Here is a 24,294-nt window from a genome sequence, read left to right as displayed (position 1 = left end):
GGTCTCAGTCCCTCTTCCCGCGGTTTCGCTTCTCGCGCCGCGCGGCCGGCACGGTACGGCCGACGATCACGGTGCCTCTGGAGGCCCGGGCGGGCTCGCCGTCCTTGCGGCCGAGCGCCCGGCGCACCCCGTAGCCGAAGGCCGCCACCTTGACCAGGGGGCCGCCGAAGGTGGAGGCGACGGTGGTCGACAGCGCGGAGGCGTTCGACGTGACCTCCTGCACGTCGGAGGCGATCGCGTCGACCCGGTCGATCTGGGTCTGCGCGGAGCGCACCGCCGAGGAGGCGTCTGCGAGGAGCGGCACTGCCTGGTCGGTCACCTCCGCGACCAGCTTGGTGGTCGCCTTGAGCGTCTGGGCCAGCCTCGCCAGCGCTACGGCGAGGAAGGAGACCAGGATCGCCCAGAAGACTGCCACCAGAATCCCGGCTACCTCTCCACCGGACACTGTGTGCACCCGCTCCCTGATACGTGCCTCTGCATCGGTCTGCATCGAAAAAGTCGTGCACCGAGCCTATCGCGCCGGTGATGTGCAGCCGTACCGGATTACCCCCGGGCGCACGGCCGAGTCGCCGCGGACGCGAAAGCCCGCCGCCGCCCCACCGGGAAGGTGGGGAGACGACGGGCTCCGGTGCCAGGGTGCTACGGCCGCCGAGGGATCAGCGGGCGTAGTACTCGACGACGAGCTGCTCGTCGCAGATCACCGGGATCTCCTTGCGGTTCGGCTCGCGGTCCAGGCGGAACGCCAGGGCCTTGAGGTTCACCTGGAGGTAGCGCGGGATCTCACCGTCGGGGGCGAAGCCACCCTCGCGGGCGATGGAGAAGAGGGTCTTCTCGCGGCTGCGCTCACGGACCATCACGACGTCGTCGGGCTTGACGCGGAAGGACGGCTTGTCGACCTTCTGGCCGTTGACCTCGATGTGGCCGTGGACGACCATCTGACGGGCCTGGTAGATGGTGCGGGCGATGCCCGAACGCAGGACCAGGGCGTCGAGACGGCGCTCGAGCTCGATGATCAGGGCCTCACCGGTCTTGCCCTGAACCTTGGAGGCACGCTCGTAGGCGCGGACGAGCTGGCGCTCGGACACGTCGTACTGCGCGCGCAGACGCTGCTTCTCCAGCAGACGGACCTTGTAGTCCGAGTTCTGCTTGCGGCCGCGGCCGTGCTCACCCGGCGGGTAGGGACGGGCCTCGAAGTACTTGACGGCCTTCGGGGTCAGCGCGATGCCGAGGGCACGCGACTTCTTGACCTTGGGGCGGGACTGGTTCGCCACTGCTTTTCCTTTTCTCATTCGGCTGCCTCAGGGTTACGGGAGGTCGCAATCCGCAGCCCGGGAATCCCGGCAGGTCCACGAGGGACGAGCCAGGCAGCCGCTCCCTGGTCTGGGCACATACGTGCAGCACACGAACGGCCCACCGACCGGTCCCGGAACTCACGGGTGGTGGTGGGCTGCCCGCGACACCTACGACGGTGCGCGACGCTCCTGGATCGAAGATCCGGCTGGATGTCCCGCCTGAGGCGCCGACCGAGGCCGGACACGGGACGCAGCACTTCGCGACATTCTACAGGGTGCTCAGGACCGTCTGCGACCGAGCCGCTTCCTGGTCCACTCGACGGCGTCCGCGTACCGCGCCTCGGTGCCGTGCCGGGTCGGGGTGTAGTACTCGCGGTCCTTGAGGGCGTCGGGCGCGTACTGCTGCTCGGCGATGCCCTCCGCCAGGTCGTGCGGGTACACATACCCCTGGGCGTGCCCCAGCTTGGCGGCGCCCTTGTAGTGCCCGTCGCGCAGATGGGGCGGCACGGAGCCGGCCAGGCCCTTGCGCACGTCGTCCAGCGCGGCGCCGATCGCGGTCGTCGCGGCGTTGGACTTCGGGGCGAGCGCGAGGGCGATCGTGGCGTGGCTGAGCGTGAGGGCGGCCTCCGGGAAGCCGATCATGGCGACGGCCTGGGCGGCGGCGACGGCGATCGGCAGGGCGTTGGGGTCGGCGAGGCCGATGTCCTCGCTGGCGGAGATCATCAGGCGCCGGGCGATGAAGCGGGGGTCCTCGCCGGCCTCGATCATCCGGGCCAGGTAGTGCAGGGCGGCGTCCACGTCGGAGCCGCGGATCGACTTGATCAGGGCGCTGGCCACGTCGTAGTGCTGGTCGCCGTCACGGTCGTACTTCACGGCGGCCCGGTCGACGGTCTGCTCCAGGGTCTGGAGGCTGATCTCGCTCTCACCCTGGTCGAGGGCGGCCCCGGCGGCGGCCTCCAGCGCGGTCAGGGCGCGGCGGGCGTCGCCGCCGGCGATGCGCAGCAGGTGCTCCTCGGTGTCCCCGGGGAGGGCGACGGCGTCCTTCAGGCCGCGCTCGTCGCTCAGCGCGCGGCGCAGGAGGCTGCGGATGTCCTCGTCGGTGAGGGGTTCGAGGGTGAGCAGCAGGGAGCGGGAGAGCAGGGGCGAGATGATCGAGAAGTAGGGGTTCTCGGTGGTGGCCGCGATCAGGGTCACCCAGCGGTTCTCCACGGCGGGCAGGAGGGAGTCCTGCTGGGCCTTGCTGAAGCGGTGGATCTCGTCGAGGAAGAGGACGGTCTCCTGGCCGTAGCCGCCGGTGGCGCGGCGGGCGCCGTCGATGACCGCCCGGACCTCCTTCACCCCGGCGGTGATGGCGGACAACTCGACGAAGCGCTTGTTGGTGGCCTTGGAGACGACGTAGGCCAGGGTGGTCTTGCCGGTGCCGGGCGGGCCCCAGAGGATCACCGAGGAGGGGCCGGCCGGCCCCCCGGCGCCCTCGCCGACGAGTCTGCGCAGCGGGGAGCCCGGCTTGAGCAGGTGCTGCTGGCCCACGACCTCGTCGAGGGTGCGCGGACGCATGCGGACCGCCAGGGGACTGCTCGTCGGGTCCTTCTCCTGGCGCTCTTCGGCTGCGGCGGTGAACAGATCGGGCTCCACGACAGAAACCCTAAAGCACCGCACTGACAATCCCCTCGGGGCTGTCAGCTCGTCCAGAAGTCCCACCAGCGGGTCAGGACCAGCATGCCGATGATCCCGATGTGGAGCACGGGCATGACCCAGGTGAACTCGCCGAAGAAGGACTTCAGCCAGGTGGGCGCGGGCAGCAGGCCGTTGCGCACGTTGAACGAGGTGACGTACCAGAACATGACGATGGTGGCGACCCACGCGAGGCTGCACCACAGGCACAGGGCGTTGATCCGGTACAGGGACTGGAACATCAGCCAGGCGCAGAAGACCACGCCGAAGAGGGTGCCGGCGTTGAAGGTCAGCCAGTACCAGCGCGGGAAGCGGGCGCGGCCGAGCAGGCTCACGCCGACGCAGACGACGATGCCGTAGGCGACGAGGCCGAGCATCGGGTTGGGGAAGCCGAAGACGGCGGCCTGCTTGGACTCCATGACGCTGCCGCAGGAGACGACGGGGTTCAGGCTGCACCCGGGGGTGAACGTCTTCCCCTCGGCCTTGGCCTCGAGCAGTTTGAACTTGTCGATCGTGATGACCCAGGCGGCGAGCAGGCCCGCGGCGCCGGTGATCACCAGCAGCAGGGCGAGCGCCCGGCTGCCGCCGACCGACCGCGCGGCGGACGGTGCGGGCTCCGACTCGGGCTCGGTGGAGACGTCTTTGACTGTCGTCTTGCTCATCACGCCGATTCCGTCACTTGAGGCTTGGAGTTTCCCCGGACAGGGCACATTGTGCCGCACACGCACGCGTTCCCACCGTTCGCTGCGCATAAGGAAGTACGCAGGAGCGCAGGCTTGCGTTCGGTTCGGGACACCCCCGGAACAGCGGAAAGGAGGGGGACCCGGCCGGTCCCCCTCCTCCCCGGACGGCCCGCGGAATCAGCCCAGACGGGATTCCAGCTCCGCGACGATCTCGTTGACGCCGACGGCGATCTGATCGCCGGACTGCATGTCCTTGAGCTGGACGACGCCTTCGGCGAGGTCGCGCTCACCGGCGACGATCGTGTAGCGGGCGCCGCTGCGGTTGGCGTTCTTCATCGCGCCCTTGAGGCCCTTGCCGCCGTAGGCGAAGTCCGCCGCGATGCCGAGCTTGCGCAGCTCGGTGACCTTGGTGAACAGCACCCGGCGGGCCTCCTCGCCGAGCGGCACCGCGAACACGCTGGTGGTGGAGGGCAGTTCGAGCTCCACGCCCTCCGCCTCCAGGGCGAGGACCGTGCGGTCGACGCCGAGGGCCCAGCCGACGGACGGCAGCGCGGGGCCGCCGATCATCTCGGACAGGCCGTCGTACCGGCCGCCGCCGCCCACCGCGGACTGGGAGCCCAGACCGTCGTGGACGAACTCGAAGGTCGTCCGGGTGTAGTAGTCCAGGCCGCGCACCAGCTTGGGGTCGTCCTCGAAGACGACGCCCGCGGCCGTGATCAGCTCGCGGACCTCCTCGTGGTACGCCTTGCAGGCGTCGCACAGGTAGTCCCGCAGCAGCGGGGCGCCGCCGAGCTGCTTCTGGACCGACTCGCGCTTGTCGTCCAGCACGCGCAGCGGGTTGATGTCCGCGCGGCGCAGGGTGTCCTCGTCGAGGTCCAGGCCGCGCAGGAAGTCCTGGAGCGCGGCGCGGTACACCGGGCGGCACTCCTGGTCGCCCAGGGAGTTCAGCAGGATGCGGAAGTTCCGCAGGCCCAGGGAGCGGTACGCCTGGTCGGCCAGGATGATCAGCTCGGCGTCCAGGGCGGGGTCCTCGGCGCCGATCGCCTCGGCGCCGACCTGGGAGAAGTGCCTGTAACGGCCCTTCTGGGGGCGCTCGTAGCGGTAGTACGAGCCGGAGTACCAGAGCTTGACCGGGAGGTTGCCCGTCTTGTGCAGGTTGGCCTCCAGGGCGGCGCGCAGCACCGAGGCCGTGCCCTCGGGGCGCAGGGCGAGCCGGTCGCCGCCCTTGGTCTCGAAGGCGTACATCTCCTTGGTCACGATGTCGGTGGACTCGCCGACACCGCGCGCGAACAGTTCGACGTTCTCGAAGCCGGGCGTCTCGATGTAGCCGTAGCCGGAGTTGCGCAGGGGCGCGGCGATCGCCTCGCGGACCGCGAGGTACTTCGCGGACTCGGGCGGCAGCAGGTCGTACGTGCCCTTGGGGGCCTTGAAGGTGCTCACGGAAGTCTCGTCACATTCCTCGTCGGGGAGCGGGCTTGGCTCCCTGCCCGGCGGCCACCTGCCGCAGATACGGGTTGGTGGCGCGCTCCTGGCCGATGGTCGTCTGGGGGCCGTGGCCGGACAGCACCACGGTCGAGTCGTCGAGCGGCAGGCACACGCGGGCCAGCGAGTCGAGGATCTCGGCCATGTCACCGCCGGGCAGGTCGGTGCGTCCGATGGAGCCGGCGAACAGCAGGTCGCCCGAGAAGAGGATCGGCGGGATGTCCGCCGCCTCGGGCAGGCCGAAGGTCACCGACCCCTTGGTATGGCCCGGCGCGTGGGCGACGGTGAGCTCCATCCCCGCCAGCTGCAGCGTGGCACCGTCGGTCAGCTCCTTGACGTCGTCCGGTTCCCCGACGGTCAGCTCGCCCATGAGCTGCGCGCCGATGGACCGGCCGAGCGCCTTCTCGGGGTCGCTCATCATGTACCGGTCCTCGGGGTGGATCCAGGCCGGTACGTCGTGCGCACCGCACACCGGGACGACCGAGGCCACATGGTCGAGGTGGCCGTGGGTGAGGACGACGGCGACGGGCTTGAGCCGATGCTTCTTCAGTGCTTCCTCGACTCCGGGGGCCGCTTCGTGGCCCGGGTCGATGATCACGCACTCCTCACCGGCGGCGGGGGCGACGAGATAACAGTTCGTCCCCCAGGCCCCGGCGGGGAACCCGGCAATGAGCACGATCGTCCTTCGTTTGTGTCGACACGAGTGGTTTGTCGGCGGGCTCCGCCTGTGGTCAGAGCCTACCGGCGCTGCCGAACACTCAGCGAACCCATATACGGTACGGGTCACACGCAGACGGTCGACTCACTGAGCACATGTGTACCGGTCGACACACACGACGCATGAGGAGAGAACCCGGTGGTCAGCCAGGAACAGCGGCGGCGTCAGCTCGCCCGGGAGAAGTTCTTGCGGCAGCAGCAGCGGCGTACGGACGCCCGCCGCAAGGCGCGCATGCGCAACTCGGTGATCGCGTCGGTGCTCGCGGTGGTCGTCATCGGCAGCGTCGCGCTGTACACGACCGGTGTCCTCAAGGGCGACGACGACACCAAGCAGAACGCGGGCTCGGAGGTCACGCCGACCGAGAGCGCGCCGAGCAAGGCGCCGGACCCGTGCGAGAAGCCCGCCGAGGGCAAGGTGAAGACGGCGACCTGGAAGAAGGAGCCGGAGCTCACCGTCGACAAGTCGGCGAAGTACACCATGAAGCTCGCGACGACGTGCGGTGACATAGACATCGCGCTGAATGCGTCGGCCGCGCCGCACACCGTCAACTCGTTCGACTTCCTGGCCGGCAAGGGCTACTTCGACCACTCCAAGTGCCACCGGCTCACCACCAACGGCATCTACGTGCTGCAGTGCGGCGACCCGACGGGCACCGGCACCGGCGGCCCCGGTTACACGATTCCGGACGAGAACCTGAAGGACAAGAGCCTCAAGGACAACGTGTATCCCGCGGGCACCGTGGCGATGGCCAACACCGGCCAGAAGCACACCGGCGGCAGCCAGTTCTTCCTCGTCTACCAGGACAGTCAGCTTCCGCCCAGCTACACACCGTTCGGTACCGTTTCCGAATCCGGCATGAAGGTGCTGAAAAAAATCGCCGACGCCGGTGAGAGCACCGGAGCCGGTGACGGTGCGCCGAACGCGACGGTCGTGATCAACAAGGCGACGGTCACGGAATCCTGACCCTCCTCCTGCGTAATTTCGGTCGCGCGGGATGCGGACAGGCCACCCGCCGGTCGCCTATGTTGGCCGTGACGAAACTGTGGACGATGCCCGGGGGGACACCAGCCCCTCGCAGGCATCATGTGGAGGAGGCGCTGTGAGCAGCGACCCGTGGGGCCGCGTCGACGAGACGGGGACCGTGTACGTGCGTACGGCCGACGGCGAGCAGGTCGTCGGTTCCTGGCAGGCCGGCTCTCCCGACGAGGCGCTGGCCTATTTCGAGCGCAAGTACGAGGGCCTGGTTGTCGAGATCGGCCTCCTCGAGAAGCGAGTGAAGACCACCGACCTGTCGGCGAAGGACGCCCAGGCGGCGATCGACCACATCCGCGAGCAGGTCGACGCGCACCACGCGGTAGGCGACCTGGACGCCCTGCGGGTGCGCCTCGACAAGCTCGTCGAGCTGGTCGACAAGCGCCGCGAGGAGCGCAAGCAGCAGCGGGCGAAGCAGTCCGACGAGGCGCGCCACCGCAAGGAGGCGCTGGTCGTCGAGGCGGAGGAGCTGGCGCAGTCCGACCAGTGGCGGGCCGCCGGTGAGCGGCTGCGGGCGCTGGTCGACACGTGGAAGGGCCTGCCGCGGCTGGACCGCAAGTCGGACGACGAGCTGTGGCACCGCTTCTCGCACGCGCGGTCGGCCTTCTCCAAGCGGCGCAAGGCGCACTTCGCGCAGCTGGACGCGCAGCGCGAGGAGGCCCGCCGGATCAAGGAGCGGCTGGTCGCCGACGCGGAGTCGCTGTCCGGTTCGACGGACTGGGGTCCGACGGCCGCGCGCTACCGCGAGCTGATGGCCGAGTGGAAGGCCGCAGGACGGGCCCAGCGTGAGCACGAGGACGACCTGTGGAACCGCTTCCGCGGCGCCCAGGACGTCTTCTTCGCCGCCCGCAGCTCGGTGTTCGCCGAGCGCGACGCCGAGCAGGCGGAGAATCTCAAGCTGAAGGAGGAGCTGGCCGAGGAGGCCGAGAAGCTGCTGCCGATCGGCGACCTGAAGGGCACGCGCGCCGCCTTCCGCTCGATCAACGAGCGCTGGGAGGCCATCGGCCATGTGCCGCGCGACGCCCGGCCGAAGGTCGAGGGCCGGATGCACGCCGTGGAGCGGGCCATCCAGGAGGCCGAGGAGGCCGAGTGGCGCCGGACCAACCCGGAGGCGCGCGCGCGTGCCGAGGGGCTGACGGGTCAGCTCCAGGCCGCCGTGGACAAGCTGAGGGGCCAGATCGAGCAGGCCCGCGCCCAGGGCAACAACGCGAAGGCCGACAAGCTGGAGCGTGAGCTGGAGGGCCGTCAGGCGCTGCTGGACCAGGCTCTGAAGGGGCTGCAGGAGTTCGGCGGCTGATCCGCCGCCCGAGCCGAGACGAGAGGGGCTCCCGTACGCGATGTACGGGAGCCCCTCTCGCGTTCCTCGGTCGGCGTTACGACCGGTTGCGTGCCGACGTCACGCGGTAGACGTCGTAGACGCCCTCCACTCCCCTGACGGCCTTCAGGACGTGGCCCAGGTGCTTCGGGTCGCCCATCTCGAAGGTGAAGCGGGACGTGGCGACGCGGTCGCGGGAGGTCTGGACGGCCGCCGACAGGATGTTGACGTGCTGGTCCGACAGGACGCGGGTGACGTCCGACAGCAGGCGCGAGCGGTCGAGTGCCTCCACCTGGATGGCGACCAGGAAGACCGAGGACTGCGTCGGCGCCCACTCGACGTCGAGGATGCGCTCGGGCTCACGGGACAGCGAGTCGACGTTCACGCAGTCGCTGCGGTGCACCGAGACCCCGCTGCCGCGGGTCACGAACCCGATGATCGGGTCGCCGGGCACGGGCGTGCAGCAGCGGGCCAGCTTGACCCACACGTCCTCGACGCCCTTGACGATGACGCCCGGGTCGGCGCTGGCACGGCGCTTGCGGCGGCTGCGGGTGGGCGGGACCGACTCGTCGATCTCCTCGCTGGCCGCCTCCTCGCCGCCGAGCGCCTGGACCAGCTTCTGCACGATGTTCTGCGCGGAGACATGGCCCTCGCCGATCGCCGCGTACAGCGCGGAGATGTCCGCGTAGCGCATCTCGTGGGCGAGCGTGACGAGCGAGTCGCCGGTGAGGATGCGCTGGATCGGCAGGTTCTGCTTGCGCATGGCCCGGACGATGGCGTCCTTGCCCTGCTCGATGGCCTCGTCGCGGCGCTCCTTGGAGAACCAGGCCCGGATCTTGTTCCGGGCGCGCGGCGACTTGACGAAGCCCAGCCAGTCGCGGGAGGGGCCCGCGCCGGCCGCCTTGGAGGTGAAGACCTCGACCAGGTCGCCGTTGTCCAGGGTGGACTCGAGCGGGACCAGACGGCCGTTGACCCGCGCCCCTATGGTGCGGTGGCCCACCTCGGTGTGGACGGCGTACGCGAAGTCGACGGGGGTGGCCCCGGCCGGCAGCGCTATGACGTCGCCCTTGGGCGTGAAGACGAAGACCTCGTTGCGGGACAGGTCGAAGCGCAGGGACTCCAGGAACTCTCCCGGGTCCTCGGTCTCCTTCTGCCAGTCCAGCAGCTGGCGCAGCCACGCCATGTCGTTGAGGTGGTCGTCCTTGCCCTTGCCGGACGTCTTCGGGGCGTCGGTACGGATCTTGGAGGCGCCGGCGACGGCCTCCTGCTTGTACTTCCAGTGCGCGGCGATGCCGTACTCGGCGCGGCGGTGCATGTCGAACGTGCGGATCTGCAGTTCGACCGGCTTGCCGTTGGGGCCGATGACCGTCGTGTGCAGCGACTGGTACATGTTGAACTTGGGCATCGCGATGTAGTCCTTGAACCGGCCGGGGACCGGGTTCCATCGCGCGTGCACGGTGCCGAGGGCGGCGTAGCAGTCGCGGACCGTGTCGACGAGGACACGGATGCCCACCAGGTCGTAGATCTCCGCGAAGTCACGGCCGCGGACGATCATCTTCTGGTAGACGCTGTAGTAGTGCTTCGGGCGGCCGGTGACGGTCGCCTTGATACGGGCCGCGCGCAGGTCCTGCTGGACCTCGTCGGTCACTATGGCCAGGTACTCGTCGCGCTTCGGGGCACGCTCCGCCACCAGCCGTACGATCTCGTCGTACATCTTGGGGTAGAGGATCGCGAAGGCGAGGTCCTCCAGCTCCCACTTGATGGTGTTCATGCCGAGGCGATGGGCGAGCGGCGCGTAGATCTCGAGGGTCTCGCGCGCCTTCTTCTCCTGCTTCTCGCGCTTGAGGTAGCGCATGGTGCGCATGTTGTGCAGGCGGTCGGCGAGCTTGATGACCAGGACGCGCGGGTCCTTGGCCATGGCGACGACCATCTTGCGCACGGTCTCGGCCTGCGCGGCCTCGCCGAACTTCACCTTGTCCAGCTTGGTGACGCCGTCGACGAGCAGCGCGACGGAGTCGCCGAAGTCGCGGCGCAGCTGGTCGAGGCCGTACTCGGTGTCCTCGACGGTGTCGTGCAGCAGGCCCGCCATGAGGGTGGCCGGATCCATGCCCAGCTCGGCGAGGATGGTGGTGACCGCCAGCGGGTGGGTGATGTACGGGTCGCCGCTCTTGCGCTTCTGGCCGCGGTGCCAGCGCTCGGCGACCTGGTAGGCCTTCTCGATCTGGCGGAGGGTGGCGGTCTCGATCTTCGGGTCGTTGCCGCGGACTATGCGCAGCAGGGGCTCCAGGACCGGGTTGTACGGATTGGAGCGCTGGACGCCGAGCCGGGCGAGCCGGGCCCGGACGCGGTTGGAGGAGCCGGAGCGCGCGGGCTGGCCGGTGTTCGGGCGGACCGACGGGGTGGAGTGCTCGGGCGGGGCCGGCTTGGGACGCGCCTGCTCGGCCGGCTTGTCGACCGGGGCCGACTGGGCATGCTCGACCGTCCCGCGCGAGTCGTTCTTGGCGTGCGGTGCGTTCGGCGCGGGCTTCGCCGCGGCGGCCGAGGCGGACTCGGGCTTGGCTGCGGTCAGGTGCTGGGCCTCGTCTGGCAAGAGGACTCCTCGTGCGCGATCCGGGTCGCCCGGTCAGGCTCCGGAGACCCCATGGTAGCGATCCCGCGCCGCAGGATCGCCTTCAGGCCGATGTGAGGGCCGTCTACGGGGGAAACACGAGAGGTGTCCGGTGGATTCCGCGGCTCCGCTCACGTGCGCCGGTCGGTGCACGACGATGCCGCGTGCCCGTCGGCGCGGGCACGCGGCATCGGATGCTGCTCGGAGGTCAGACCGTGAGGAGCGAGGTCAGCGGGGCTCCCTCCAGCACGGGCTCCAAACGGGCCCGGCCGGAGAGGAAACCCAGCTCCATCAGGACGGCGAGGCCGGACACCTCGGCGCCGGCCCGGCGGATCAGCTGGATGGAGGCCTCGGCGGTGCCGCCGGTCGCCAGGACGTCGTCGACGACCAGGACCCGGTCGCTCGCGGACAGGTCCTCGGCGTGGATCTCGATCTCGGCCGAGCCGTACTCCAGGGCGTACGCCTGGCTGAGCGTCGCTCCGGGGAGCTTGCCCGCCTTGCGCACGGGGACGAAGCCGACACCGGCCCGGACCGCGACCGGCGCTCCGAGGATGAAGCCGCGGGCCTCCAGGCCGACGACCTTGGTGGCCCCGGTGTGGGCCGCGACCTCGGCGAGCGCGTCGGTGAGGGCCGTGAAGGCCGCCGGGTCCGCCAGGAGCGGGGTGATGTCCTTGAACATCACGCCCGGCTCCGGGTAGTCCGCCACGTCCCGGATACGGCTGAGCAGCAGCTCGCTGATGTCGGTCATCGGCGCTTCCCCGAGGGGCGGTTCCGGCCGCGGTTGCGGGACGCGGGCTGGCTGCGCGGGCCGACGACCGCCGCGGCGGTGTCCTCGGGTCCGTCGTCGTACACCTCGTCCTCGGTGTCGACGTCCGCGGCCGGGCCCTGCGCGGCGGTCTGGGCCCGCTTGGCGAGCACCCGCTTCTTCAGGGCCTTCATCTGCGGCTCGCGCTCCTTGAGGTCGGCGACGAGCGGGGTGGCGATGAAGATCGAGGAGTACGCACCGGCCGCGAGGCCGACGAACAGCGACAGGGAGATGTCGTTGAGCATGCCGGCGCCGAGGAAGCCGCCGCCGATGAACAGCAGGCCCGCTACCGGCAGCAGCGCGACCACCGTGGTGTTGATGGAGCGGACCAGGGTGCCGTTGATCGAGCGGTTGGCGATCTCGCTGTACGTCCAGCGGGTCTGCTTGGTGATGTCCTTCGTCTGCTCCTTGAGGCTGTCGAACACGACGACCGTGTCGTAGAGCGAGTAACCGAGGATGGTCAGCAGACCGATCACCGTGCCGGGCGTGACCTCGAAGCCGACGAGGGCGTAGATGCCGACGGTGATGGTGATGTCGTGGATCAGGGCGACGAACGCGGCGAGGGCCATGCGCCACTCGAACGCGATCGCCAGGTAGATCACGACCAGGAACAGGAAGATGCCGAGGCCCTGCCAGGCCTTGTTGGCGATCTGCTCACCCCAGCTCGGGCCGACCAGCTCGCCGGTGACGTCGTTCTCCGAGACGCCGAGCTTGTCCGCGAGCTCCGCCGAGACCTTGTCGGCCTGCTTGGTGTCGATGCCCGCGACCTGGATGCGCAGGGTGGCCTTGTCGCCGCTGCCGAGCTTCTGGACGATCGCGTCGTGGCCGGAGGCCTCTTCCGCGTACTCCTGGGCCTGGGCCACCGAGACGGTGGTCTTCGGGGTGTTGAAGACCGCGCCGCCCTGGAACTCGATGCCCATGTTCAGGCCGCGCACCGCCAGGCCGACGATGGCCGTGATGGTGATCAGGATCGAGATGCCGTACCAGATCTTGCGGTTGCGGACGAAGTCGTAGCCGACCTCGCCACGGTGCAGTCGGGCGCCGAGGTTGCCGAGCTTCGACATCTCACGCCTCCTTCGTCTCGATGGGGGCGGAGGGGCGGCGGGTGCGGCGCAGCGGAGGCTGGGCGCCCAGTCGCTTGGGATCGAGGCCGGACCACGGGTGGCCGCCTCCGTAGAACTTCGTGCGGGCCAGGAGCGTCAGCAGCGGCTTGGTGAAGAGGAACACCACGACCACGTCGAGCAGGGTGGTCAGGCCCAGCGTGAACGCGAAGCCCTGCACCTTGCCGACGGTCACGATGAAGAGCACCGCGGCGGCGAGGAACGACACGAAGTCGGAGACCAGGATGGTGCGCCGGGCACGCGGCCAGGCCCGCTCGACGGCGGGGCGCAGGGTGCGGCCTTCGCGGATCTCGTCGCGGACGCGTTCGAAGTACACGATGAACGAGTCCGCCGTGATGCCGATGGCGACGATGGCGCCGCAGACGGCCGGCAGGTTCAGCGCGAAGCCGATGGTGGGGCCGAGCAGCGACATGATCGTGTAGGTCAGGGCCGCGGAGACCAGCAGCGACAGGATCGCGATGACCGACAGGCCGCGGTAGTAGACCAGCAGGTAGATCACGACGAGCGCGAGGCCGATGGCGCCGGCGATGAGGCCGGCCTGGAGCTGCTCGCCGCCGAGCGCGGCGGTCACCGTGGTGACGCTGTCCTCGCTGAAGGTGAGCGGCAGGGCGCCGTAGGACAGCATGTTGGCGAGGCTCTTGGCCTCCTCCTGCGTGAAGCTGCCGGAGATCTGCGCGTTGCCGCCGGTGATGGCCTGCTGGACGTACGGGTGGGAGACCACCTCGTCGTCGAGGACGATCGCGAACTCGTTCTGCGGGGAGCTCTGCTTGGCCAGCTCACCGGTGATGTTCGAGAACTTCTTGGAGCCGCTGCCGTTGAAGGTCATGTCGACCTGCCAGCCGGCGGCGCGCGTGGTGTCGAAGGAGGCCTTGGCGTCCTTGACCTCGGTGCCGTCGACCGCGACCGGGCCGAGCAGGAACTTCGTCCAGACGTCGCCGTCCTTGCCGCAGGCGACGGTGGTCTCGCCGGCCTTCGCGTCCTTGCCGGCCTGGGCGCGCTGGGCGGGCTTGGAGCAGTCGAGCGCCGTGTACGCCGCCTGGAGCTTGGCGGTGTCGCCGTCGGCGGAGGCGGACGGGGAGGGCGAGCTGTCCGCCTTCAGGCCGTCGGTGACGGCGCGGCCCTGGGTGGTGGCCGTCGCGGAGGGAGTGGCGGAACCGGTGGCCTTCGGGTCCGTCGCCTTCGAGGAGCCGCTGGGGGACGCGCTCGGGGAGCCGCTGGGGGACGCGCTGGGCTCCGGCTGCGCCGGACCGCCGGAGGCCTCGCGCTGGAGGACGGGGCGGAAGTAGAGCTTGGCGGTGGTACCGACCTGATCCCGGGCCTGCTTGGAGTTCGTGCCCTTGGGGATGTTGACGATGATGTTCTTGTCGCCCTGGGTCTGTACCTCGGCCTCCGAGACACCAAGACCGTTGACGCGGCGCTCCATGATCTGGACCGCGGTGTCCATGTTGGTCTTGTTGATCGCGGATTCCTGACCGGGCTCGGCTTCCGCACGCAGCGTGATGCTCGTGCCGCCGGCCAGGTCGATGCCGAGTCGCGGAGTGGTGTGCCCCGAGGCGAACATCCCTCCGGTGAGCGCCGCGATGGCGATCAGGATGAGGGCCAGCGAGCGCCCTGGCTTGCTCTGGGCGCTCGCCTTACGGCCCTTCTTAGGTGCTGCCACCTTCTCGTACTCCCTCTCGGGCCGCCTCGCACCGGTCTACGGGCGGGCAGCCATGACATGGTGTCGGGATACCGTGCGAGCTCCGCACGCCCGGGGGCGCGCAGGCGTGGCCCGCGCGCCCCGGAACGTGGCTACTTCGCGTCGGCGTCGCCCTCGGACTTCTTCGGCTCGTCCTCCGTCTTGGCCTCGGCGGCCACGGTCTCGGACGGCTCCTCGGTCTTGTCGGTCTCGTCCTTCTTGGCGAGGTCGACGGACTTCTCGTCGGAGGCGGCGGCAGCGGGCTCGTCGGTCTCGGTGAGGGAGGAGGCGTCGTCGGGGACGACGTCGGACTTCAGGTCGTGCTCGATGCCGTGGACGATGCGGTTGTACTCGTCGTCGGAGAGGACGGCACCGATGGCGTTCTTGGCGAAGAGAAGCTCCACGCCCGGGCCCGCGTCGAGGAGGACGGTTTCGTCGCTGACCTCCTTGACGGTGGCGTACATGCCACCGATGGTGCGGACACCGGAACCGGGCTGCATCTGGTTCCGCATGTCGGCGGCCTGCTGCTGCTTCTTCTTGGCCGACCGGGTCATCAGGAACATGGCCCCGATGAGCACGATGAACGGGAGGAGGGTCACGAGACTCACGGGTCGGAACTTCCTTCACACGACCGCGATGGTGAGCGGCCTGATGGTTGGGGATTTTCTGCCGCCGACAGGGGCGGCATCGGCGGAGTCTAAGCGAGTCTCCGCGCAGGGAACAACGCTCAGCATGGCACCGGGGTTCCTGCTCCGGCCACAGAGCTCGCCGTGACCGGGGCATCACGCCCCGAACAGGTCCCCTTGTCCGTTTCCAGCAGGCGACGTGCGGGGTGGGGTGAGGCCGAGATGCGACCATGCCGCGGGCGTGGCCACCCGGCCGCGAGGTGTGCGGGCGAGCAGCCCCTCCCGGACGAGGAAGGGTTCGGCCACCTCCTCCACGGTCTCACGTTCCTCGCCGACGGCGACGGCGAGCGTGGACAGGCCGACCGGGCCGCCGCCGAAGAGCTTCAGCAGCGCCTCCAGGACGGCGCGGTCGAGGCGGTCCAGGCCGCGGGCGTCGACCTCGTAGACGGCGAGGGCGGCCGCCGCGATGTCCCTGGTGATGATCCCGTCCGCCTTGACCTGCGCGTAGTCCCGGACGCGGCGCAGCAGGCGGTTGGCGATCCGGGGCGTGCCGCGGGACCGTCCCGCGATCTCGGCGGCACCGTCGGCAGCGATCTCGACGTCGAGCAGGCCGGCCGAGCGGTGGATGACGCGTTCCAGTTCGGCGGGCTCGTAGAACTCCATGTGCGCGGTGAAGCCGAAGCGGTCGCGCAGCGGGGGCGGCAGCAGGCCGGCCCGGGTGGTGGCGCCGACCAGGGTGAACGGCGGCAGCTCCAAGGGGATGGCCGTGGCGCCCGGGCCCTTGCCGACGATCACGTCGACGCGGAAGTCCTCCATGGCCATGTACAGCATCTCCTCGGCGGGCCGGGACATGCGGTGGATCTCGTCGAGGAAGAGGACCTCGCCCTCCTGGAGGGAGGAGAGGATCGCGGCGAGGTCGCCGGCGTGCTGGATGGCGGGGCCAGAGGTGATGCGGATGGGGGCGCCCATCTCGGCCGCGATGATCATGGACAGGGTGGTCTTGCCGAGGCCGGGGGCGCCGGAGAGCAGCACGTGGTCGGCCGTGGCGCCGCGCGCGCGGGCGGCGCGCAGCACCAGGTCGAGCTGTTCGCGGACCTTGTGCTGGCCGATGAACTCGTCCAGGTCCTTCGGGCGCAGCGCGGCCTCGACGGCCTGGTCCTCACGGTCGGCGACCGAGCCCACCAGCCGCTCGGGGGCGGGGGTGCCGGTGGTGTCGTCGTCCCAGTTCATTGCGTGTGCCTCGCGGGTCGCGGTGGAGGGCGTACGCGGGTGCGCCGTACGCCGGTGTCGTCGGGTGGGGCGGTCAGCGCGCTCTGTTGAGGGTCTGCAGCGCCGCCTTCAGCAGGCGGCCGACCTCCGGGGCGCCCTCGGCGGCCTCGGCCTGCGGGGCGACGGCGCTCACGGCCTCGTCGGCCTCACGGGTCGCGTAGCCGAGGCCGATCAGGGCGGCGTGCAGCTGGTCGCGCCAGCCCTGGGTGACGGGGGCGCCGACGGCGGGCGCGCCGACCGGTTCGCCGAGGCGGTCCTTGAACTCCAGGAGGAGCTTCTGGGCGCCCTTCTTGCCGATGCCGGGGACGGCGGTGAGGGCCTTCTCGTCGGCCGTCGCCACGGCCCGGCGCAGCGCGTCGGGCGTGTGCACGGCGAGCATGGCCTGGGCGAGGCGGGGGCCGACGCCGCTCGCGGTCTGCAGCAGCTCGAAGGTCTGCCGTTCGTCGTCGTCGGCGAAGCCGTAGAGCGTCAGGGAGTCCTCGCGCACCACGAGGGAGGTGTGCAGCTTGGCGGGCCGGCCGACGCGCAGCGCGGACAGCGTGTTCGGGGTGCACTGGACGGCCATGCCGACGCCGCCGACCTCGACGACCGCGGTGTCCGGGGCGAGGGCGGCGACCGTGCCGCTGACGAAGGCGATCATGCCGTACGGCCTTTCGATGCGGTGGCGGTGTGCAGGGCGACGGCCTGCTGGAGCCGGTTCTGCGCGGGGGCGCGCCAGATGTGGCAGATGGCAAGGGCCAGGGCGTCGGCGGCATCGGCCGGCTTGGGCGGCGCGCTGAGCCGCAGCAGCCGGGTGACCATGGCACCGACCTGTGCCTTGTCGGCGCGGCCCGAGCCGGTCACGGCGGCCTTGACCTCGCTGGGCGTGTGCAGGGCGACGGGGATGCCGCGGCGGGCGGCGCAGAGCATGGCGACGGCGCTGGCCTGGGCGGTGCCCATCACGGTCCGGACGTTGTGCTGGCTGAACACCCGCTCCACGGCGACGAATTCGGGCCGGTGCTCGTCCAGCCACTGCTCGATGCCCCGCTCGACGGCGACCAGGCGGTGGCCCAGCTCGGCGTCCGCGGGTGTGCGGACGACTCCGACGCCCAGCATGGTCAGCGGCCGGCCCGCGACCCCCTCGACCACGCCCACGCCGCAGCGGGTCAGTCCGGGGTCCACCCCGAGTACGCGCACCGCCCCTCCCTTCGCTCACCTGTTTGTGCAGGCTATCGGGTGCCGCTGACAATGCGACGGGCCGACGGGTGTGTCCCGTCGGCCCGTTGAGCGCGTGCGGCGCGCGTCCGCGTCAGGCGTCGACCTTCTCCATGATCTCGTCGCTCACGTCGAAGTTGGCGAAGACGTTCTGCACGTCGTCGCTGTCCTCGAGCGCGTCGATCAGCTTGAAGATCTTCTTGGCGCCCTCCTCGTCCAGCTCGACCTGCATGGTCGGGACGAAGTTGGCGTCGGCGGACTCGTAGTCGATGCCGGCGTCCTGCAGCGCGGTGCGGACCGCGACCAGGTCGGTGGCCTCGCTGATCACCTCGAAGGACTCACCGAGGTCGTTGACCTCCTCGGCGCCCGCGTCGAGGACGGCGCCGAGGACGTCGTCCTCGGTCAGCTCGCCCTTGGGGACGATCACCACGCCCTTGCGGTTGAACAGGTACGACACCGAGCCCGGGTCGGCCATGGAGCCGCCGTTGCGGGTCATCGCGACCCGGACGTCGGAGGCGGCGCGGTTGCGGTTGTCGGTGAGGCACTCGATGAGCACCGCGACGCCGTTCGGGCCGTAGCCCTCGTACATGATCGTCTCGTAGTCGGCGCCGCCGGCCTCCAGGCCCGCGCCGCGCTTGACCGCCGAGTCGATGTTCTTGTTCGGGACCGACTGCTTCTTCGCCTTCTGGATGGCGTCGTACAGGGTCGGGTTGCCCTCGGCGTCGGCTCCGCCCATCCGGGCCGCGACCTCGATGTTCTTGATGAGCTTCGCGAAGAGCTTGCCGCGCTTGGCGTCGATCACGGCCTTCTTGTGCTTCGTCGTGGCCCATTTAGAGTGGCCGGACATCTGCCTGTCTCCTTCGCGTAACCCATCTCTGCAACGAACGCAGGAATCCTACAAGGACTCGGTCGTCCGGTACGCGCGCACCATCGCGACGAACAGCCCGTGCACCCGGTGGTCACCGGTCAGTTCCGGGTGGAACGACGTGGCCAGCGCGTTGCCCTGGCGGACCGCCACGATGTGGCCGCCGTGCTCGGCGAGCACCTCGGCGGCGGCGCCCACGGACTCCACCCAGGGGGCCCGGATGAAGACGCCCTCCACCGGATCGCCCGGGATCTCCTTGACCTCGACGGCCGCCTCGAACGACTCGTTCTGGCGCCCGAAGGCGTTGCGGCGCACGATCATGTCGATGCCGCCGACGGTCTCCTGGCCCGAGCGCGGGTCGAGGATCTTGTCGGCGAGCATGATCATGCCGGCGCAGGTGCCGTAGACGGGCATGCCGTCGCGCACGCGCGCGCGGAGGGGTTCCATCAGCCCGAAGAGGGCGGCCAGCTTGGAGATCGTGGTGGACTCCCCGCCGGGGATGACCAGACCGTCGACCTCGGCCAGTTCCTCGGGGCGGCGCACCGGCCTGGCCAGGGCGTCGGCCGCGGCCAGGGCGACGAGGTGCTCGCGCACGTCGCCCTGGAGCGCGAGCACTCCGATGACGGGTGAGGTCATCACCAGCCCCGGTTCGCGTAGCGCTCGGTCTCGGGCAGGGTGTCGCAGTTGATGCCGACCATGGCCTCGCCGAGGTTGCGGGACGCGTCCGCGATGATCTTGGGGTCGTCGTAGAAGGTGGTGGCCTTCACGATGGCGGCGGCGCGCTTGGCCGGGTCGCCGGACTTGAAGATGCCGGAGCCGACGAAGACGCCCTCGGCGCCGAGCTGGCGCATCAGGGCGGCGTCGGCCGGGGTCGCGACGCCACCGGCGGAGAACAGCACGACCGGGAGCTTGCCGAGCTCGGCGACCTCCTTGACCAGCTCGTACGGGGCGCGCAGCTCCTTGGCGGCGGCGTACAGCTCGTTGTTGTCGTAGCCGCGCAGGCGGGCGATCTCGTTCTTGATCTGGCGCAGGTGGCGGACGGCCTCGACGACGTTGCCGGTGCCGGCCTCGCCCTTGGAGCGGATCATGGCCGCGCCCTCGGCGATGCGGCGCAGGGCCTCGCCGAGGTTGGTGGCACCGCACACGAACGGCGTGGTGAAGGCCCACTTGTCGGAGTGGTTGACCTCGTCGGCCGGGGTGAGGACCTCGGACTCGTCGATGTAGTCGACGCCGAGGGACTGCAGGACCTGGGCCTCGACGAAGTGGCCGATGCGGGACTTGGCCATGACGGGGATCGAGACGGCGTCGATGATGCCCTCGATCATGTCCGGGTCGGACATCCGGGCCACGCCGCCGTCCTTGCGGATGTCGGCGGGCACCCGCTCGAGGGCCATGACGGCGACCGCGCCCGCGTCCTCGGCGATCTTCGCCTGCTCCGGCGTGACGACGTCCATGATCACGCCGCCCTTGAGCTGCTCGGCCATGCCGCGCTTCACACGGGCGGTGCCGGTCTCGGGAGCCTGGTTTTCGGAGATGGACACGGGTGACCTCACACGGTGGAGAAGGGTTGCTGCGAGCATCGAGGTAACGGCAACGGACCAGTCCACAGCAAGGGCCAATGAGGAGCCGGTGGCTCGTTTTCGCGTCCCGCTGGTGGCGCGTTCCGGTCAGGAGGCCCGTTCGACCAGTGCGGCGGGCGGCTCGTCGTCCATCTCGAAGGCCAGCGGGAAGGGGGCGTGGCCGGCCAGGCGGAACCAGCGGACCTTGCGGTGCCGGCGCAGCGCGCGGGCCGCGCGGACGGCGTCGTTGTGGAACCGGCGGGCCATCGGCACCCTGCGGACCGCCTCGGTCAGCTCGCGGGCCGCCTCCTCGCCACCGGGCGCCTCCCGGACCGCCTCCACCTGCTGCGTCTCGGCGAACACGGCCCGCAGGGCCTGGCTCAGTTCGCTCTCGGCGACCTCACGCTGCTCCTCCTCGGCCTGCCGGGCCGCGTGCGCCGCCTCGTACAGCACGATCGAGGCGGCCGGGTCCAGCACACCGGAAGTGGCCAGCTCCTGGGCGACGGAGGCGCGGCGCAGCAACTGTGCGTCGAGCGCGGCGCGCGCCGCGTCGATCCGGGCGTGCAGCCGGTCCAGCCGGCCGGCGGTCCAGCTGAGGTAGAGGCCGATCGCCACGAGGACGACGAGGATCCAGATGAGTGTCGCGGTCACGGGCGCAGACTAGCGGCGCCGCCCCTGCCGCCCCGCGCGCGGGGCGGGCCCCCGCGACTTCTGGAGGCCGGTCAGTCGCGTGCCGGCCCTCCCGGGCAACGGCCGCTGTCCCGCGCGTGGGGCGTCCTCCGGGGCCTTCCGGGAGCCCCCTCAAGACCCCGCCGCGCTGGACAATGGACGTCGACGCCGCCTGCCGCGCGGGGCGTCCCCGGCGACTTCCGTCAGCCAGTCGGTCCCGCCGCCCCCACGGGCATGGACGCCGTCCCGCGCGCGAGGCGCCCTCCGGAGGCTTCCAGAAGCCCCCACAAGGCCCCCGCACCGGCCGCGCGGGGCGTCCCCTCCGACTTCCGTCAGCCAGTCGGTCCCGCCGCCCCCACGGGCATGGACGCCGTCCCGCGCGCGAGGCGCCCTCCGGAGGCTTCCAGAAGCCCCCTCAAGGCCCCCGCACCGGACTCGCCGGGCGGCGGACGTCGACGCCGCCTGCCCCGCGGGCGTCCCCCTGCGACTTCCGTGAGCCAGTCGGTCCGGCCGGCCCCACGGGCATGGACGCCGTCCCGCGCGCGAGGCGTCCTCCGGAAGCTTCCAGGGGCCCCCGCACCGGCCTCGCCGCGCGGTGGACGTCAACGCCGCCTGCCGCGCGGGGCGTCCGTCCGACTCCCGGGTGACCGCGTCAGTCCCGCGCCAGCCCCAGCCGGGCCCTCAGCCCGCCCACGGTGCCCGAGCCCGAGCCCTCGTCGGTGGCCACCGCCGCCGCGCCCGCCGTCACCGTCTCGTAGACCGACATGATGTCCGCGCCGACGGTCGACCAGTCGAAGCGGCGCACGTGGGCGCTCCCCCGCTTCTGCAGCTCGGCCCGCCGGGCGGGATCCCCCAGGAGGCGTACCGCGGCGTCGGCGAGGGCGTCCGCGTCCTCGTTGGCGAAGAGTTCGCCGGCCGCGCCCTGGTCCAGGACCTGGGCGAAGGCGTCGAGGTCGGAGGCGAGGACGGGGGCGCCCGCCGACAGGGCCTCGACCAGGATGATCCCGAAGCTCTCACCGCCGGTGTTGGGGGCCACGTACAGGTCGACGCTGCGCAGCAGCCTGGCCTTGTCCTCGTCGCTGACCATGCCGAGGAACTCGACGCGGGACCGCAGCTCGGCGGGCAGGGCCTCGACCGCCTCCTCCTCGTCGCCCCGGCCGGCCACCAGGAGCCGGGTCCCCGGGCGGGCCTCGAGGATCTTCGGCAGGGCCCGCATCAGCACCGGGAGTCCCTTGCGGGGCTCGTCGATGCGGCCGATGAAGCCGATGGTGCCGCCCTGCCACCGCGGGTCGGGTTCGGCCTCGGCGAAGAAGCCGACGTCGACGCCGTTGGGGATGACGACCGCGTCGCCGCCCAGGTGCTCCACCAGCGTCCGGCGGGCGTACTCGCTCACCGCGATCCGGGCGCTGATCTTCTCCAGGGCGGCCTGGAGGATCGCGTACGCCGCGATCATCGCGCGCGAGCGCGGGTTGGAGGTGTGGAAGGTGGCGACGATCGGACCCGAGGCCGCCCAGCAGGCCAGCAGGCCCAGGGACGGCGACGTGGGCTCGTGGATGTGGAGGACGTCGAAACGTCCGTCGTGCAGCCAGCGGCGCACGCGCGCGGCGGAGAGGAAGCCGAAGTTCAGCCGGGCGACCGAGCCGTTGTACGGCACCGGGACGGCCCGGCCCGCCGAGACGACGTACGGCGGGAGCGGGGTGTCGTCGTCCGCCGGGGCCAGCACCGACACCTCGTGGCCCTGCCGGACGAAGTACTCGGCGAGGTCCCGGATGTGGAACTGGACGCCGCCGGGCACGTCCCAGGAGTACGGGCAGACGATGCCGATTCTCACGAGGTCCCCTTCATGGGATCCAGGTCGGCGAGCCACAAGCGCTGGAGCATGTGCCAGTCCTCCGGATGTTCCGCGATACCCGTGGCGAAGGCGTCGGCCAGCGCCTGTGTCATGACAGACGTCTTCTCGACCCGGTTGCCTGACCCGGGTACCTGGACCGGTGGGTGGACGCGGCCCCGCATGACGGGCGAGTCGTCGTACCAGAGCGTCACGGGCATCAGCAGTGCCCCGGTCTGCTGGGCGAGCAGGGCGGGTCCCGCGGGCATCCGGGCCTTGGCGCCGAAGAAGTCCACCTCCACGCCGGAGGCGGACAGGTCGCGGTCGGCGACCAGGCAGACCAGGCCGCCGTCGCGCAGCCTGCGGGCCAGCGTGCCGAAGGCGCTGCCGCCGCTGTGCGGCAGGACCTCCATGCCGAGGCCCTCGCGGTAGGCGACGAAGCGGTCGTAGAGCGTCTCGGGCTTGAGTCGCTCGGCGACCGTGGTGAACGGTGTCTTCAGTTCGGTGGTGACCCAGGCGCCCGCCAGGTCCCAGTTGGCCAGGTGCGGCAAGGCCAGTACCACGCCCTTTCCGGCGGCCAGCCCGTCGGTGAGGTGGTGGATGTCCTGGGGCGCGAAGCCGTCGCGGATCCGGTCCTCGCTCCAGGCGGGGAGCCGGAAGGACTCCATCCAGTAGCGCAGGTACGAGCGCATGCCCGCGCGCGAGAGCTCGGCCAGGCGCTGCGGACTCGCGTCCGGCACCACGCGCGCGTAGTTGCTCTCCAGCCGCCGCACGCCCTTGCCCCGCTTCTTCCAGGCCAGGTCGGCGATGGTGCGTCCGAGGCGCACGGCGGCCGGCTCGGGGAGCTTCTTCACGGTGGTCCAGCCGAGCCCGTACAGCCCGTCGGTGAGCCGGTCCCGGGCGGTCACGTGGCGGCCTCGCTCCCGTGCGAGGCGCTCTCCGGCTTGTCCCGCGCCTCGGCGGCCTCGACCTCGGCGGACTCCCGGCGGACGGTGACGACCCGCTGGATCAGCGTGACGAGGCTGCCCACCGCGACGATCCACAGGGCCACCGGCAGCAGGTACTGGATGCCGGGCACGCCGAACTTGTGCAGGCCGGCCAAACCGGCCGCGACCAGGGAGATCACCAGGCGCTCGGCCCGCTCGACCAGGCCGTTGACCGCGACCGGCAGGCCGATCGACTCGCCGCGGGCCTTGGTGTACGACACGACCTGGCCGCTGGCCAGGCAGAAGATCGAGACGGCGCACAGCACGAGGTCGTCGCCGCCACCGGCGTACCAGAGGGCGAAGCCGCCGAAGATCGCGCCGTCGGCGACCCGGTCCAGGGTGGAGTCGAGGAAGGCGCCCCAGCGGCTGGAGCGGCCGAGCTGGCGCGCCATGTTCCCGTCGACGAGGTCGGAGAACACGAACAGCGTGATCACGATCGTGCCCCAGAAGAACTCGCCCATGGGGTAGAAGACCAGCGCGCCCGCGACCACGCCGGCGGTCCCGATCAGGGTGACGGTGTCGGGGCTGACGCCCCGTCTGATCAGAAATGAGGCGAACGGCGTGAGAACACGCGTGAAGAAAGCACGCGCGTACTTGTTCAGCATGGCCTTCCCGAGGGTCGGTGTGGCGCCGCGCGGCCCTTGCTGGCCACCGGCTGGCCCATCGTAGCCACGCGCGCGTGCGGGCGGCCGCCGGGCACTCGTCCGCGGGCACCGCGGCACGTGGGGTCCGGCCGGCGGGCGCGGTCGGGTCCGTCGTATGGACGCGCCGTGTGGGGAGTGGAAAGCTCGAAGGACCGCGGGCGTCGTCGCAGCCGCCATCGCTGGGGGCGCCTTCCGGGCCGGAGCCCGGGAGAGGGACCGTACGTCCGCGCCCACAGTGACCTCACC

23 protein-coding genes are annotated in these 24,294 nt (G+C 70.9%); 2 read left to right on the top strand and 21 right to left on the bottom strand.

Translation table 11 applies throughout. The annotated features are described in order from the left end of the window. Positions 1-4: 4 nt before the first annotated feature. The 6 genes from ABZ899_RS03925 to ABZ899_RS03900 form a co-directional block, all read right to left on the bottom strand. The gene (locus ABZ899_RS03925) at positions 5-454 is read right to left on the bottom strand and encodes a DUF948 domain-containing protein (protein ID WP_361340284.1); all 450 of its coding nucleotides are present in this window, start codon (positions 452-454) and stop codon (positions 5-7) included. 202 nt (positions 455-656) lie between these two features. Continuing rightward, the gene (rpsD, locus tag ABZ899_RS03920; protein ID WP_055623782.1) at positions 657-1,271 is read right to left on the bottom strand and encodes a 30S ribosomal protein S4; all 615 of its coding nucleotides are present in this window, start codon (positions 1,269-1,271) and stop codon (positions 657-659) included. Positions 1,272-1,571: 300 nt separating this feature from the next. Then, a complete protein-coding gene (locus ABZ899_RS03915; protein ID WP_361340281.1) occupies positions 1,572-2,927 on the bottom strand; it encodes a replication-associated recombination protein A in 1,356 nt (451 codons plus the stop codon). 44 nt (positions 2,928-2,971) lie between these two features. Continuing rightward, positions 2,972-3,628, bottom strand: coding sequence for a vitamin K epoxide reductase family protein (locus ABZ899_RS03910; protein WP_361340278.1), 657 nt, complete (start codon positions 3,626-3,628; stop codon positions 2,972-2,974). A gap of 198 nt (positions 3,629-3,826) precedes the next feature. Next, a complete protein-coding gene (gene hisS, locus ABZ899_RS03905; protein ID WP_361340276.1) occupies positions 3,827-5,089 on the bottom strand; it encodes a histidine--tRNA ligase in 1,263 nt (420 codons plus the stop codon). Positions 5,090-5,099: 10 nt separating this feature from the next. Continuing rightward, on the bottom strand, positions 5,100-5,807 hold the full coding sequence (locus tag ABZ899_RS03900) for an MBL fold metallo-hydrolase (protein ID WP_361340273.1): 708 nt from the start codon (positions 5,805-5,807) through the stop codon (positions 5,100-5,102). Between the two features lie 180 nt (positions 5,808-5,987). On the opposite strand from ABZ899_RS03900, the gene ABZ899_RS03895 reads away from it, so the two are divergent. Both ABZ899_RS03895 and ABZ899_RS03890 read left to right on the top strand, forming a co-directional pair. Beyond that, positions 5,988-6,812, top strand: coding sequence for a peptidylprolyl isomerase (locus tag ABZ899_RS03895; RefSeq protein WP_361340271.1), 825 nt, complete (start codon positions 5,988-5,990; stop codon positions 6,810-6,812). A 136-nt stretch (positions 6,813-6,948) separates the two neighbouring features. Next, complete coding sequence (locus ABZ899_RS03890) at positions 6,949-8,178, top strand: DUF349 domain-containing protein (RefSeq protein WP_361340269.1); 1,230 nt, start codon at positions 6,949-6,951, stop codon at positions 8,176-8,178. 76 nt (positions 8,179-8,254) lie between these two features. On the opposite strand, the gene relA is transcribed toward ABZ899_RS03890, so the two are convergent. The 15 genes from relA to pgsA all read right to left on the bottom strand — a co-directional run bounded on the left by relA (position 8,255) and on the right by pgsA (position 24,009). Beyond that, entirely contained in the window at positions 8,255-10,786 is a 2,532-nt protein-coding gene (gene relA, locus ABZ899_RS03885; protein ID WP_361340267.1) for a GTP pyrophosphokinase, read from the bottom strand. A 226-nt stretch (positions 10,787-11,012) separates the two neighbouring features. Continuing rightward, positions 11,013-11,552, bottom strand: coding sequence for an adenine phosphoribosyltransferase (locus ABZ899_RS03880; RefSeq protein WP_361340264.1), 540 nt, complete (start codon positions 11,550-11,552; stop codon positions 11,013-11,015). Continuing rightward, positions 11,549-12,673 carry a protein translocase subunit SecF gene (gene secF / locus ABZ899_RS03875; protein ID WP_361340262.1) on the bottom strand — a complete coding sequence of 375 codons (1,125 nt, stop codon included), beginning with the start codon at positions 12,671-12,673 and terminating at the stop codon, positions 11,549-11,551. Before secF ends, ABZ899_RS03880 begins: the two co-directional genes overlap by 4 nt. A gap of 1 nt (position 12,674) precedes the next feature. Continuing rightward, positions 12,675-14,390 carry a protein translocase subunit SecD gene (gene secD, locus ABZ899_RS03870; RefSeq protein ID WP_361340259.1) on the bottom strand — a complete coding sequence of 572 codons (1,716 nt, stop codon included), beginning with the start codon at positions 14,388-14,390 and terminating at the stop codon, positions 12,675-12,677. Between the two features lie 131 nt (positions 14,391-14,521). Then, positions 14,522-15,016, bottom strand: coding sequence for a preprotein translocase subunit YajC (gene yajC, locus ABZ899_RS03865; RefSeq protein WP_361340256.1), 495 nt, complete (start codon positions 15,014-15,016; stop codon positions 14,522-14,524). 174 nt (positions 15,017-15,190) lie between these two features. Then, complete coding sequence (gene ruvB, locus ABZ899_RS03860; protein WP_361340253.1) at positions 15,191-16,264, bottom strand: Holliday junction branch migration DNA helicase RuvB; 1,074 nt, start codon at positions 16,262-16,264, stop codon at positions 15,191-15,193. Positions 16,265-16,337: 73 nt separating this feature from the next. Then, positions 16,338-16,943: a Holliday junction branch migration protein RuvA gene (gene ruvA, locus ABZ899_RS03855; RefSeq protein WP_361340250.1), complete on the bottom strand. Its 606-nt coding sequence runs from the start codon at positions 16,941-16,943 to the stop codon at positions 16,338-16,340. After that, the gene (ruvC, locus tag ABZ899_RS03850) at positions 16,940-17,479 is read right to left on the bottom strand and encodes a crossover junction endodeoxyribonuclease RuvC (RefSeq protein ID WP_361340247.1); all 540 of its coding nucleotides are present in this window, start codon (positions 17,477-17,479) and stop codon (positions 16,940-16,942) included. Before ruvC ends, ruvA begins: the two co-directional genes overlap by 4 nt. A 112-nt stretch (positions 17,480-17,591) precedes the next feature. Continuing rightward, a complete protein-coding gene (locus ABZ899_RS03845) occupies positions 17,592-18,344 on the bottom strand; it encodes a YebC/PmpR family DNA-binding transcriptional regulator (RefSeq protein WP_361340244.1) in 753 nt (250 codons plus the stop codon). A gap of 48 nt (positions 18,345-18,392) precedes the next feature. Next, entirely contained in the window at positions 18,393-18,998 is a 606-nt protein-coding gene (gene pdxT, locus ABZ899_RS03840) for a pyridoxal 5'-phosphate synthase glutaminase subunit PdxT (RefSeq protein WP_361340243.1), read from the bottom strand. Continuing rightward, positions 18,998-19,903: a pyridoxal 5'-phosphate synthase lyase subunit PdxS gene (gene pdxS / locus ABZ899_RS03835; protein ID WP_062674254.1), complete on the bottom strand. Its 906-nt coding sequence runs from the start codon at positions 19,901-19,903 to the stop codon at positions 18,998-19,000. Before pdxS ends, pdxT begins: the two co-directional genes overlap by 1 nt. A gap of 126 nt (positions 19,904-20,029) precedes the next feature. Continuing rightward, entirely contained in the window at positions 20,030-20,572 is a 543-nt protein-coding gene (locus ABZ899_RS03830) for a hypothetical protein (protein WP_361340240.1), read from the bottom strand. Between the two features lie 670 nt (positions 20,573-21,242). Continuing rightward, positions 21,243-22,421, bottom strand: a complete 1,179-nt coding sequence (locus ABZ899_RS03825) for a glycosyltransferase family 4 protein (RefSeq protein WP_361340237.1) — start codon at positions 22,419-22,421, stop codon at positions 21,243-21,245. Beyond that, positions 22,418-23,326: a phosphatidylinositol mannoside acyltransferase gene (locus ABZ899_RS03820; protein ID WP_361340234.1), complete on the bottom strand. Its 909-nt coding sequence runs from the start codon at positions 23,324-23,326 to the stop codon at positions 22,418-22,420. Before ABZ899_RS03820 ends, ABZ899_RS03825 begins: the two co-directional genes overlap by 4 nt. Further along, complete coding sequence (gene pgsA, locus ABZ899_RS03815; protein ID WP_361340232.1) at positions 23,323-24,009, bottom strand: phosphatidylinositol phosphate synthase; 687 nt, start codon at positions 24,007-24,009, stop codon at positions 23,323-23,325. Before pgsA ends, ABZ899_RS03820 begins: the two co-directional genes overlap by 4 nt. Positions 24,010-24,294 lie beyond the last annotated feature (285 nt).

The sequence above is a fragment of the Streptomyces sp. NPDC046859 genome, from assembly GCF_040645135.1.
Taxonomy (GTDB): Bacteria; Actinomycetota; Actinomycetes; order Streptomycetales; family Streptomycetaceae; genus Streptomyces.
The sequence above is the reverse complement of the archived record's forward strand: the minus strand, read 5'-3'. Positions and strand labels throughout refer to the sequence as shown.